We start from the raw sequence: 12,904 nt of genomic DNA on the forward strand, positions 1-12,904 counted from the left end.
GATGGATTTTAACGACAACGCAGAGGAAGCCGCCTTCCGCGCCGAAGCGCGCGCGTGGCTTGCCGCTCATGCTCCCGCGCACGAACTGCCGGCGGGGGCGAAGATGCCCGATACCGAAGAAGCCGATCGTGGCCGCGCGTGGATGCGCGCGCTTTATACGGGTGGCTGGTCCGGTCTGACCTTCCCCAAGGAACTCGGCGGACGCGGCGCATCGGGGATCGAGGCGGTGATCTTCGCCGAGGAGGAAGGCAAATATCACCTGCCCAAAGGGCCCTTCACGTCAATCGGCACCGGTATGGCGCTTCCCGTCATCGCCAAGCACGGCAACGACGCGCAGAAGGCGCGCTTCATCGAGGCGACGCTGAAGGGCGACATCACCTGGTGCCAGCTTTTCTCCGAACCGGCTGCGGGATCGGACCTCGCGGGCCTGCGCACCAAGGCGGTGCGTGCGGACGATGGCTCGGGCGACTGGATCGTCAACGGGCAGAAGGTCTGGTCGAGCTGGGCGCATCTTACCGATTGGGGCATCCTGGTGGTGCGCACCGATCCGGCCGTGCCCAAGCACAAGGGGTTGACCTTCTTCGTCGTCGACATGAAGACGCCGGGGATCGAGACACGCCCGATCCGACAGATTTCGGGCGCGAGCGAGTTCAACGAGACTTTCCTCACCGATGTCCGCATTCCCGACGCAAATCGCCTCGGTGCCGAAGGCGATGGCTGGGCGTGCTGCATGACCGTGCTGATGGGCGAACGCCTCGGTTCGGGCGCGCATCGTAGCGGGATCGAACCATTGCTCGATTTTGCCGCGGCCACCCCTGACAGCCATGGCGGCACGATGCTCGACGACCGCGCGGTCCGCCAGCAACTCGCCGAGGCGCTGGCGGAAGAGCAGGGCGAGCGCTTTTTCCAGGCGCGGCTGCGCACGATGGTATCGAAGGGAGAGAATCCCGGTGCGCTCGCCGGGATGGTCAAGCTTGCCTATGCGGGCCGCTACCAGAAGACCAACGGCCTTGCACTCGAACTGCGCGGTCTCGCAGGGATCGCGCCGGACGCGGGCGATACCGCGACCGGCGACGTCCAGTACGATTATATCTATTCAACCGTGATGCGCATCGCCGGCGGTGCCGACGAGGTGCTGCGCAACCAGATCGCCGAACGCGTGCTCGGCATGCCCGGCGAGGTACGGATGGACAAGGATGTGCCCTTCGAGAAACTGAAGGGCTGAGCCGCCGATCGTTCAATCGTCATCCCGGCGAAGGCCGGGATCTCATCGTTGCGGCCTAACTCACCGGTGAGATCCCGGCCTTTGCCGGGATGACGAGATTAAGCTTTCAGTCCCGCCTTCCAGTCGCGGCGGATCTTCTTCGCGAGGCTCCATTTATGGACCTCGGTCGGGCCGTCGTAGATACGGAAGGCACGAACTTCGCGGAACACTTGCTCGACGATCGTCTTGTCGGTGACCCCGGTGCCGCCCATCACCTGCACGCAGCGGTCGGCTATGCGCATCAGCGCTTCCGACACCGCAACCTTCGCCATCGAGCTTTCGACCGTACCGAGCGAGCCGGTGTCGAGCACGCCCGCGCACCAGTCGATCATCAGTTCGGCCTGCTTCAGGTCGATCATATTCTCGGCGAGCATGAAGCCGACGCCCTCATGCTCGATCAACGGCTTGCCAAAGGCTTCACGGCGGTTGGCATAGTCGGTCGCGATTTCGTGCGCGCGGATGCACGCGCCGAGCCAGCGCATGCAGTGCGACAGGCGGGCCGGGGAGAGGCGGACCTGCGCATAGCGAAAGCCTTCACCAGCTTCGCCGAGCATCTGGTCGGCGGGGATGCGCAAATTGTCGATCGTCAGCGTGGCATGGCCGCCCGGCATCGAACTGTCGATCGTGTTCGGCACGTCGTCGATGCGGATCGCGGGATCGGGCAGATCGATCAGGAACATGCACGCACCCTGTTCGGACTTTGCCATCACGATGCCGACGCGCGCGCCCTGCGCACCGGTGATGAAGGTCTTGCGGCCGTTGACCACCCAGTGATTGCCGTCGAGATGGCAGGTCGTCTTCATCATCGACGGGTCGGACCCGGCGCCGCCCTCTTCGGCGGGCTCGGTCATAAAGAAGGCCGAGCGGACATGGCCTGCGACCATCGGCTTCAGGAAGCGCTCCTTGAGTTCGGGGCTGCCTTCCTTGCCGAGCAGGTACATATTGCCCTCGTCGGGCGCCATCGTGTTGCACGCGAGCGGGCCGAGCGGCGACAGGCCGCTCTTGATCAGCACCACGGCGGTCTCGCGCTGGTTGAGGTGGTCGCCGTCGCCCAGAATGTGCGGCGTCAGCACCCCGGCGGCGCGCGCATGTTCGCGCATCTCCATCACCAGATCGTCGGTCGGCGCGCCATGATGGTCGCGGCGCGGATCGCTTTCATAGGGGGCGATGGTTTCGCGGACGAAGGTTTCGACCTTCGTGGCGATGGCGAGTGCGCGATCAGATATGGTCATGGACATGCGCCTTGGGGCACGCGCTCCGACCGATCAAGCCACTTTGCGCCTTTCGGCCGCAGCTTTTGCCAGCGGCCCCGCCAGTTCCTTTTTCAGAATCTTGCCATTGGGATTGAGCGGCAGCGCGTCCATGACCACGAGGGTGCGGGGGACCTTGTTGTCGGCGACATGCTCGCGGCAGAAGGCGATGATCTCGTCCGCCGTCGCGCTGATTCCCGGGCGTAGCGTCACCGCGGCCGCGATGTCCTCACCCAGTATCTCGTGCGGAACGCCGACGACCGCGGCCTGTTGCACCGCGGGGTGGAGGTGGAGCGCGGTCTCGATCTCGAGCGGGGTGATGTTGTAGCCACCGCGAATAATCAGCTCCTTCGAGCGGCCAGCCATGATGAGGTCGCCATCCTGATCGACGAAGCCGAGGTCGCCGGTCTTGGTCCAGCCGCCCTTGAAGCCTGCGGCGGTCGCATCGGGATCGTTCCAGTAGCGGCGCTGATGCTTCTGCCAGCCATAGATTTCGCCGACGACGCCGGCTTCGGTGACGATATTCCCCGCTTCGTCGCGAATCTGCATATGCGCGGGCAGCTTGCCGACGCAGCCGGGTTTCAGCACCTGTTCCTGGCTGCGCGTGCCGATGCCGACTCCGCCCTCGGACATGCCGTAACTGTTGCGGATGCGCAGGTGCGGCCACAGGTCGGCGGCGCGCTTTACCGAATCATGCGGCAGCGGCGCGGTGCCGGTCATCAGATATTTGACCCCCGCCATGTCGTAGGTCGCGACGTCGGGATGGTCGAGCACGAGGCGCAGCATCGACGGCACGAGATAGACGAGGTCGGGCCCTTTTTCTCGCGCGAGGTCGAGAAAGCCCTTGGGATCGAATTTCGGCTGGGTGATCGCGGTGGCGCCGCCGCGCGCCGGGAGCATCACGATACCGATATTCCCGCCCGATCCGGTGAGCGGCAGCGCGTTGAGCGTCGAGCGCGAGCGGTCCATATTGTGCCCGGTGACCCCGGTCATCAGATCGGCATGCGACAGGACGACGCCCTTGATCTTGCCCGTCGTTCCCGATGTGCCGAGGATTTCGGCATCGGCCATCGGGTCGAGGTCCGCCTGGTCGGGCAAGGCCGCAATATCGCGCGGCATGTCGTCGACCTGCCAGCAACCGGCGAGTTCCAGATCCTTGACCAGATCGGGGGCGTCGGTCAGGCAGAAACGCGGTTCGCACAGCGCCGCATAATCGGCAACTTCCTTCGGGTTGAGGCGGGTGCTGATCGGGCAGGCGATACCCCCGGCGCGGAATACCGCGAACACCGCGATCGCCATTTCGACCGCATGCGCGTTGCTGATCGGCAGGAAGACACGATCGCCGGGAACAAGCCCCGCTGCGGCGAGCCCGCCGCCGATCTCGTCGGCCTCGCGGTCCCATTCGGCGAAGCTGATCTGCCGCCTTGTGTCGTCATGTGCGATCTCATCGGCCTGATGCGACGCGCGCACCTTCAATGCATCGCTGATGCGGCGAACTTCCATTGGCGACACTATCCCCTTGCTTCGATATGAAGCATGTATTACCTAGTTATATAACTCGTGACAAGGGAGATATGCGATGGCCGAGGCGAAAAACGACATCAAAGAAAGCGATGAGTGGCAGAAAGCCGTCGCCTACGAGATTACGGACGAGGATATCGAGCGCCAAAGAAAGTTGCTTGGCTTCGATCAGGCGGCGAAGACGCGCGAATATATCACCACCGCGACCGAGGATAATATCCGCAACTTCGCGCACGGCATGGGCGACGACAAGCCGCTCTACACCGATCCCCATTATGCGAAGAAGACGCGCTGGGGCAGCGTGATCGCGCCCGGCATGATGGCGGGAATCATCAACCGCCCGATGAAGGGTGACCCCGTTCCCGACGAGATCAAGGCGCTGAAGAAGAGCCTGTTTCGCGGCGTTCACGTCTTCGTGTCGGGATCGCAATGGGACTTTTATCGCCCCATCTATCCGGGCGACACCATCTACAGCTTCAACGGCGACGAAACGTGCGAGGTCAAGCAGTCCGAATTCGCCGGCCGCTCGGTAATCGGTGTGCGCCGCGATGTGAAGATCAACCAGCGTGGCGAGGTTGTCGCAGTATATCGCATTCTGCGCGTCCTCACGGAACGCAAAACGGCGGCGAAAAAGGGCAAATATTCGGCGATCGAACCCGCGAGCTATACCGACGAGGAAATGCAGGCGATCGAGGACATCTACGCCGCCGAACGCGTGCAGGGTGCCGAAAAGCGCTGGTTCGAGAGCGTTGAAAAGGGTGATTCGGTCGGGCTGCAAGCCAAGGGGCCGCTGACCGTTACCGACGTCATCTGCTTCCACGCCGGCGGCTATGGTTTCGTGCCCTATGCCCCGACCGCGAACCGCCTCGCACACAAGAATCGCCAGCGCATTCCCGCCTTCTATGTGAAGAACGAACATGGCATTCCCGATGTTGCGCAGCGGCTGCACTGGGACCCGCTGTGGGCGCAGGCGATCGGCAATCCGATGGCGTATGATTATGGAGTCATGCGCGAAAACTACCTCTGGCAATATCTCAGCGACTGGGCCGGCGACGATGCCGTCATCACCCACATCCACGACGAGATTCGCAAGTTCAACTATATGGGCGATGTTCAGCGCGTGACCGGCGAGGTCCTCGCCAAGCGGCAGGAAGGCGGGCAGAGCCTGGTCGATGTCGCGGTGAAATTCACCAACCAGCGCGACGAGGAAACGGTGCGGGCAACCGCAACGATCGCGCTGCCGAGCAAGGACCGGCCGCTGCCGCTCTATCCGCAGGTGCCGGACGAGCTCGCCGAAAAGGCGGTGGCGATGCTCGCGCGCCACCGCGAGCTTGGCGGGGATTGACGGGGGTCCGATCCACCTTGCTGGATCAAGATGACATTAACTTGAATCGTCATTGCGAGGAGCGCCGCGACGCGGCAATCCAGAGTGTGCGTAAACCGCACTGGATTGCTTCGCTTCGCTCGCAATGACGAGATTAAGGTCGGTCTAGAGAGCCATCATGCTCTGGTGGAGATAATCTATGAGTGAAATCCTGATCGATGATGAGGCGGGCGTCCGCACCATCACCCTCAACCGGCCCGACCGGCTCAATGCGTTGACCAGTTCGATCATGGCGCCGCTCGCCGACGCCTGCGCCGATGCGGCGCGCGATGCGTCGGTTGGCTGTGTCGTCGTAACCGGCGCCGGCAGGGGCTTTTGCGCCGGCGGCGACCTCAAGGAAGGCGGCGCGGACAAGGCGGTCGTGTCCGTCAATGCCGAGGTCGGCAGCCGCACCGAGCAGGGGCATGTACGCCTGCGCACCTTCATGGAAACCTCGCGCCTGCTCCACGAAATGCCGAAGCCGACGATTGCGATGGTCAACGGCCCCGTCGCGGGCGCGGGCATTGGCATCGCGGGCGCGTGCGACCTGCGTTTCGCCGGAAAGAGCGCGAGCTTCCTCACCGCCTTCGATCGGATCGGCGCGGGAGGGGATTTCGGCTCGACCTGGTTCTGGACCAAGATCGTCGGCACCGGGGTTGCGCGCGAACTCTTCCTGCTGGGCGAGAAATTGTCGGGCGACGAGGCGTTTGCCAAGGGGCTCTATACCCGTCTGTTCGACGACGAGGCGCTGCGCGATGAAACGATGAAGGCGGCCCGCCGCCTCGCCGACGGGCCGCGCATGGGCTATCGCTATATGAAGACCAATCTGAACAACGCCGAGGATTGGGCGTTCGAGGCCGCGCTCGATGCCGAGGCGCTCAACATGGGGCTGTCGACCAGCGCTACCGCGATGATCCGGCGCGAAAAGAAGAAACAGGAAGAACAGGGTGGCGGCTGAATATCATCATATCCGCATCGACCGGCATGCGTCCGCTATCGCAGCGGTCGTCGTCACCCGCGCCGACATCGGCAACGCCTCTTCGCCCGAAATGCTCGGCGAGATTCGCGATGCCTTCGCGGCACTGTCCCCGGACGGCGATGTTCGCGCGATCATTCTGGCGGCGGAGGGAAAGCACTTCTCTGTCGGCGCCGATTTCGCCTTTTTGCAGCGGCTTGCGGGCATGTCCGCAACCGAGGTCAAGGACACGGTCTACGACAAGTTTCAGGGCGCCGCACGGGCGATCTACCGCTGCCCGAAGCCGACACTCGCGCTGGTGCAGGGCGCCGCGATTACCGTGGGCTGCGAGATTGCACTTGCGTGCGACTTCCGCGTCGCCGCCGACAATGCGATGTTCCAGGAAAGCTGGATCAAGCTCGGTATCATGCCGCCGCTGGGCGGCACCTTTCTGCTTCCGCGGATCATCGGGCTCGGCCGCGCGATGGAAATGTGCCTGCGCGGCAAGCAGGTGCGTGCCGAGGAAGCGCTGGCGATCGGGCTGGTGAGCGAGGTGGTGGCGAAGGACGATCTGGCGGCGCGCGGGCTGCAACTGGCGCAGGAACTCGCGGCCTTGGCCCCGCTCGCTTACGCAACGGTCAAGCAATCGATGCAGCGCGCGCTCGAAAGCAGCATGGAGGCCGAGTGGCAGGCCAATCTGCCGAACCAGGCGGTGCTGCTCGGCAGCGAAGACCATCGCGAGGGGCTGGCCGCGGTTACCGAAAAGCGGACGCCGGTGTTTCGCGGGCGCTAGGCCGCGTAGGCAAATTCGAGCCTCGCGGGGGTGGCGGCTTTGGGGTGGGAACGGCGGCTATCGGCCGCTTCCTGGCCTTTTTCCGTCATCCCGGGCTTGACCCGGGATCCCGCTTTTTGGGGTGCCAGCGGTTCTCGACGTCAAGCGGGACCCCGGATCAAGTCCGGGGTGACGATGAAATAAAGGTCAGCTAACGGTCGCTTTCGGACATAGGAATTTGTCGACGCCGCCTAGGTCCGCTCAAGCTGCTGCCCCGCCGCGACGAAAATCGTCTGCGTCCCCTTGGCATAGACGCCATCGGCATCGGCAAAGACCGTTTGCGCCACCGCATGGCCGTTGCCCGCGCCTTCGGTCTGTGCGTCAAGCAGGAACCAGTCGCCGCGCGGCATGCGGAAGAATTGCACCGAGATGTCGAGATTGGCGTAGCTCCATTCATGCGCAAAGGTCGCACTGCCGACGCCATTGCCGAAATCGGCAAACAGGCACGCCTTGACGAAGGGCGAGGCCGGAACGCCCGCCACGACCTCGCCGTCCATCCGCATCCACGATACGCCGCGCCCGGGTTCGCGTACCCGCCCCATGATCGGACGCGTGCGGATCGCGCCTGCCATGCTGGCGCCGACGAGGAAATTATCCTCGGGAACTTCTTCGGGCGCCGGGTGCGGGTGCGGCGCCGGAAATGCCGGCGTATCGAGGTGGCGTGCAAGCAGCACATGCGCCTGCGCGACGAGCTTGTCGCTCGCAAGCAGTTCGATCCGGTAAAGCTGCGCCTGCCGCCCCTGGCGCACCGCGATGATGCGCGGCGTCAGCAATGCACGCGGGACGATGCCGAGGATGTCGATCGTCAGTCGGCAGATTTCGCTTCCGTCGCCAAACCGGGCTTCGTCGATGAGATGGCCGAACAGCGCTGCGATCGGGCCGCCGGCCACGGCATTGGCGAACCAGGGATTGCGGGCGAGACCCGAAGGGTCATATCCCCTGTCGCGCGCAGTGAAATAATGAGGGATGGTGCCGGTTTTGTCGCTCATCCTGTCGCCTCTACCATGTCCATGCCGGCACACAACATGTTTGACGTAGTTATATAACTCAGGCATAGGATATGGCGACAAGCGAGGGAGAGCGTCGATGGATCTGAGCTATGGCGAAGCCGCCGAGGCCTTCCGCGCCGAGGTGCGCGCCTTTTTGGCGCTCCACTGGCCACCGCCGTCGGATGCGCGCGGGGCCGACCTCAAACAATATATCCGCACCTTTCGCGCGCTCGCAACCGATCAGGGCTATCTCTATCGCGCGATCCCCAAATGTTACGGGGGTTCGCAGCAACCGGTCGACGTCGTTCGCGCGCAGGTGATCCGCGAGGAGTTCGTGCGAGCCCGCGCCCCGATGGAGGTCGGCGGCAACGGCATGAACATGACCGTGCCGACGCTGCTCGAAAAGGGCAGCGACGCGCAAAAGGAACTGTTCATCCGGGCAACGCTCGACGGCGATTATATCTGGGGACAGGGCTATTCGGAACCCGGCGCCGGATCCGATCTTGCCAGCGTGCGCACCCGGGGCGAACTGTCGGCCGACGGCGATAAATGGATCATCAACGGGCAGAAGATCTGGACGTCGCAGGGGATGCAGGCGACGCATATGTTCATGCTCGTGCGCACCGAGCCCGATGCGCCGAAGCATGACGGCATCACCTATCTGCTGATCGACCTGAACCAGCCCGGCGTCACCCGCCGCCCGATCCGCCAGATGACGGGCGAGGAGGGGGACCATACATTTTGCGAGTTCTTCTTCGACAACGCCGAAACGCCGGTGTCGTGGCAGGTTGGCGAGCGCGGGCAGGGCTGGCATGTCAGCCGCACGACGCTGAAGCATGAACGCGCCAGCATCGGCGGTGCCGAGGGGCTCGGCAAGCAGTTCGCCAAACTCGTCGAGCTCGCGAAGGAAGTCGGCCGCATCGATGATCCGATCGTACGCGACAGACTGACGCAGATCGAGGGCTCTGTGCTGTCGCACCGCTATTCGAGCTATCGCATCTTCAGTTGCGCCGCCGCTGGCGAAGACCCCGGGCCGGTCGCGCTGATGATGAAATTGCTGCTCACCGAAATCGGTCATGAGATGGCGCTGCTCGCGCAGGAACTGATCGGCGAGCATGGTTTCGTCGAACCCGCGGGCGCGGGCGGGCGTGGCAACCGCGGGCCGCGCGGTCCGGAAAAATGGCTCGATCAGATCATGGGCAGCCTCGGCAATTCCATCGCGGGCGGCGCGTCAAACATCCAGCGCAATATCATCGGCGAACGCGGCCTTGGCCTGCCGCGCGATCTGGCGATGAACGGGGAGCGCTGAGCCCGATGCATTTCCATCTGACCGAAGAACAGGCGGCGATTCAGGACGCGGTGCGCGGGACGCTGGCCGACACATGGCCGATCGAGCGGCTCCATGCCTTTGCCGATGGCGATGCCGATTTCGACCGGGATAGCTGGCAGGCATTGATGACGCTCGGGCTGGGCGGCATCCTGCTGCCCGATAGCGGCATGGGCCTGCTTGAGGCCGCCCTCGTCTGCGAGGTCGCGGGCGAAGCTGCCGCAGCGGGTCCGCTGATCGGGCAATTGCTGGCGGTTGCAGCCGCATCGGCGAGCGACAAGGCCGGAAGCCATGTCGATGCGCTGGTGAACGGCGAACGGGTCGCGACTGTGGTGCACGGCGGCAGCGCCTTCGTCCCTTGCGCGCGCGCCGCCGACCTTTTCCTGATTGTCGATCGCGACGCGGGGGTACGGCTGGTGCCCGCGGGCGAAGGCGTCACGATCGAGGCCGTGAAGGCATCCGACCGTAGCCGGCCGGTGTCGAAGGTCGAGATTGCCGATGGTGCCGGCGACACGCTCTTCGCGGCCGACGATCCGATGACCGCGCGGCTCGCTGACGCCGCGCTGGTCCTCGTCGCCGCCGATGCGCTCGGCGGGGCGCAGAAGGTTGCCGCGATGAGCGTCGCTTATGCCAAGGAGCGCGAGCAGTTCGGTCAGCCGATCGGCCGCTTCCAGGCGTTGAAGCACCAACTCGCGCATATGGCGCTCGACGTCGAGCCCGCGCGCGCGCTCGTCTGGTACGCTGCTTATGCATGGGACGTGGCGCTTCCCGACACGCCGCGCGCCGCGGCGATGGCGAAGGCGCATCTGTGCGACATCTATGTCCGCACGGCGCGCGCCGCGGTCGCGGCGCATGGCGGCATCGGCTATACATGGGAATATGGCCTCCATTACTGGTTCCGCCGCGCCATGTTCGATCGCGCCTGGCTTGGCAGCCCCGCCGAACATCGCGCGCGCGCGGCGACGCTGGCGGGCTGGTAGGCGGTGAGCGATCCGCTGACCCTCGCGCCGGGCGTGCGGCGGCTGCGCCCCGACGATCATTTCATGATCCTGTCCGAAACCGGCGCGTCGCCGATGCACGTCGGCGCGCTGATCCTGCTCGATGTGCCTGCCGATCGGCGGGATGATTTCGCCGCGGCGATCCGCCGCCAGTTCGCCGACCGGCTTCCCGCGACGCCGTTGCTCGTCCGGCTGCACGAGGCGCCGGACGGTTATGATGCGGACGTCTGGGCCGATATCGCGCGCGCTGACCTAGACGCGCTCGTCGCGGTCGAGCCGCATGACGGGAAATGGAGCGAGGCGGCGCTTTATGACGCGGTCGCGGCGCTCAATATGCGGCGGCTCGATCTGTCGGGTCCGCCCTTCGCCGCGCATCTGTTCGAGCGGCTCACCGATGGCGGCAGCGCGATCTACCTCAAGATGCATCATAGCGTCGCCGACGGGATCGGGTTTCAGACCGTGCTTGGCCTGCTCAGCGATGCGGCGCCCCCGGCGACCGCGCGCTTCGCCGACGCGCGCCTGCCCGAACCCGAAAAATGGCATGCGAAGGCCGAGGCGCGCTTTGCCGCCGAAGAGGGTTTGCGCGCCGCCCAGTCGGCGCGGCGCAAGCAAGCGCTCGCCGCGCTGGAAGCGCATAAGGATGACCGCGAACCGACGCCGCAGCTCAAAATGTCGGGTCCGACATCGGACAGGCGCCGTTATGCGACGATCAGCCTGCCGCTCGCGCGGATCAAGGCGGTCGGGAAGTCGCTCGATGCGACGGTCAACGATGTCTTTCTGACTCTCGCGAGCACGGCGCTCCGCAATTATCTCAGCGAAATCGGCGACCTTCCGGACACGCCGCTCGTCGTCAATTCGGCACGCTCCTATCGCCGCCCCGAACATGGCGATTTCGGCAACCGCATCGTCGCGTTGCACCCGCATCTCGCGACGCAGCTCGCCGACCCGGTCGAACGCCTCCGCGCAATCCAGGTATCGATGGCGGCCGAGATACAGCGCACGGCGCATGACGAGGCGCTGCTCGACGCCGCCGAAAAGCCCTATGGTGCACGCGACCGCCGCGCCGCCTTCGCCGAGCGCATGGCGGGCGGCAAGCGGCTGCTGCCCGGCAATCTGACGCTTTCGAACGTCCCGGGCCCGGCGGAGACGCGCAGCTATGCCGGCTTTCGCCAGCTCCACAATTATCCGGTGCCGATCATCGGCTCGGGCCGTTTCCTCAACATCACCTCGCGGCGGAGCGGCGACAATCTCGACATGGGCGTCATCGCCGATGCCGAAAAGGTCGCCGATGCCGGCCGCATCGCGGCGCTGTTCACCGCCGCACTCGACGAACTGGAGAGCATTGCATGAGTGACGATCTGGCGTTCAAGCCCGAAGACGACCGCTACCACCAGCTTTCCGATGATCCTTACGAGACCGAAACCAACTGGTGGTCGTTCAATATCCCCGAACGGAAGATCGGCTGCTGGATCCACGCGCCCTATTATCCGAACCGCAAGAGCGTGACCTGGCGTATCTTTGCGTGGGATGACGAAGGCTATGATCAGGCGCGCATGGCCTATTACCGCAAGGTCGAGGAAGCGGCGATGCCCGACGCGCCCGATCTTACCGACATCATCTTCCCCGGCGACAAGCATGGCGGCGGCTACAGCCTCAGGATGATCGAGCCGGGGATGAAATATCATCTGCAATATGACGATCCGGCGCGCGGTTTCGCGCTCGATTTCACGCACACCGGCCTGCACGAGCCGCACCGTTTTCCGCCGGGCAAGCCGCCGTTCATGGCCACGCCGCATTTCGACCAGCTCGGCCATGTCGAAGGCTGGATGACCCTGCGCGGCGAACGCATCCGCATCGACGGCATCGGCGTGCGCGACCGCACCTGGGGGCCGCGCGGCGGGCCTTATGCGGCGAGCCCGAAATCCTATGCGAGCGATATGGACCGGGTGAAGCATCCGGGCGGCGCGCACTGGCGCGAAATCGAGCGCGAGCGGGGCAGGGGACGCATCCAATATATCTTCGGCCACCGCCATGACGGCACCGGCTTCCTCGGCTTCGCGCGCGTCGCCGACGGGAATGACGAGGGTTGGGCGCCGATGAACGCGGGCTGGATTCGCCGCGATGGCAGCTTCGGCAGCCTTGATGCGGCCCGATCGCGCATGCGCGTTTTTCGCAGCCCGAAGACCGGCTGGAGCACGCATATGCAGGTCGAACTGGTCGACGAACACGGCCGCGAGATGAAGAGCGAGGGTTTCGTCGTCAGCACGATGAGCGAGGCGGGATATGGCGTGAACCAGCTGATGCGCTGGGACATCGACGGCGGCATCGGTTGGGGCGAAGATCAGGATGTGTGGAATCCAGCGCACTTCGTCCGGATGCTCGACGCGCTGAAGGCGACCGCTTGA

11 protein-coding genes are annotated in these 12,904 nt (G+C 64.8%); 8 read left to right on the top strand and 3 right to left on the bottom strand.

The window, feature by feature from the left end:
* The first annotated feature begins 1 nt into the window (after position 1).
* On the top strand, positions 2-1,225 hold the full coding sequence (locus FHR22_RS06945) for an acyl-CoA dehydrogenase family protein (protein ID WP_166940272.1): 1,224 nt from the start codon (positions 2-4) through the stop codon (positions 1,223-1,225).
* A gap of 98 nt (positions 1,226-1,323) precedes the next feature.
* On the opposite strand, the gene FHR22_RS06950 is transcribed toward FHR22_RS06945, so the two are convergent.
* Together FHR22_RS06950 and FHR22_RS06955 are read right to left on the bottom strand one after the other, a co-directional pair.
* Entirely contained in the window at positions 1,324-2,496 is a 1,173-nt protein-coding gene (locus tag FHR22_RS06950) for an acyl-CoA dehydrogenase family protein (RefSeq protein WP_425057419.1), read from the bottom strand.
* A gap of 33 nt (positions 2,497-2,529) precedes the next feature.
* A complete protein-coding gene (locus FHR22_RS06955) occupies positions 2,530-4,017 on the bottom strand; it encodes a class I adenylate-forming enzyme family protein (protein WP_166940276.1) in 1,488 nt (495 codons plus the stop codon).
* Positions 4,018-4,093: 76 nt separating this feature from the next.
* Between FHR22_RS06955 and FHR22_RS06960 the strand changes: the two genes are divergently transcribed.
* The 3 genes from FHR22_RS06960 (at position 4,094) to FHR22_RS06970 (ending at position 7,146) form a co-directional block, all read left to right on the top strand.
* Positions 4,094-5,380, top strand: coding sequence for an FAS1-like dehydratase domain-containing protein (locus tag FHR22_RS06960; RefSeq protein WP_166940278.1), 1,287 nt, complete (start codon positions 4,094-4,096; stop codon positions 5,378-5,380).
* A 178-nt stretch (positions 5,381-5,558) separates the two neighbouring features.
* Positions 5,559-6,356: an enoyl-CoA hydratase-related protein gene (locus FHR22_RS06965; protein ID WP_166940280.1), complete on the top strand. Its 798-nt coding sequence runs from the start codon at positions 5,559-5,561 to the stop codon at positions 6,354-6,356.
* Entirely contained in the window at positions 6,346-7,146 is an 801-nt protein-coding gene (locus FHR22_RS06970) for an enoyl-CoA hydratase-related protein (RefSeq protein WP_166940282.1), read from the top strand. The genes FHR22_RS06965 and FHR22_RS06970 overlap by 11 nt, the downstream gene beginning before the upstream one ends.
* A 230-nt stretch (positions 7,147-7,376) precedes the next feature.
* Here FHR22_RS06970 and FHR22_RS06975 read toward each other — a convergent pair whose 3' ends face one another.
* Positions 7,377-8,174 (bottom strand): acyl-CoA thioesterase domain-containing protein, encoded by a 798-nt coding sequence (locus tag FHR22_RS06975; RefSeq protein ID WP_166940284.1) that lies wholly within the window; start codon positions 8,172-8,174, stop codon positions 7,377-7,379.
* A gap of 97 nt (positions 8,175-8,271) precedes the next feature.
* Here FHR22_RS06975 and FHR22_RS06980 point away from each other — a divergent pair, with 97 nt between their 5' ends.
* The 4 genes from FHR22_RS06980 to FHR22_RS06995 are packed head-to-tail and all read left to right on the top strand — an operon-like array spanning position 8,272 to position 12,904.
* Positions 8,272-9,483 (top strand): acyl-CoA dehydrogenase family protein, encoded by a 1,212-nt coding sequence (locus FHR22_RS06980; protein ID WP_166940286.1) that lies wholly within the window; start codon positions 8,272-8,274, stop codon positions 9,481-9,483.
* Between the two features lie 5 nt (positions 9,484-9,488).
* Positions 9,489-10,481, top strand: a complete 993-nt coding sequence (locus tag FHR22_RS06985) for an acyl-CoA dehydrogenase family protein (RefSeq protein WP_166940288.1) — start codon at positions 9,489-9,491, stop codon at positions 10,479-10,481.
* 3 nt (positions 10,482-10,484) lie between these two features.
* Positions 10,485-11,849: a wax ester/triacylglycerol synthase domain-containing protein gene (locus tag FHR22_RS06990; RefSeq protein WP_166940290.1), complete on the top strand. Its 1,365-nt coding sequence runs from the start codon at positions 10,485-10,487 to the stop codon at positions 11,847-11,849.
* A complete protein-coding gene (locus tag FHR22_RS06995; protein ID WP_166940292.1) occupies positions 11,846-12,904 on the top strand; it encodes a DUF7065 domain-containing protein in 1,059 nt (352 codons plus the stop codon). The genes FHR22_RS06990 and FHR22_RS06995 overlap by 4 nt, the downstream gene beginning before the upstream one ends.

This window comes from Sphingopyxis panaciterrae (assembly GCF_011762125.1).
Lineage (GTDB): Bacteria > Pseudomonadota > Alphaproteobacteria > Sphingomonadales > Sphingomonadaceae > Sphingopyxis > Sphingopyxis panaciterrae.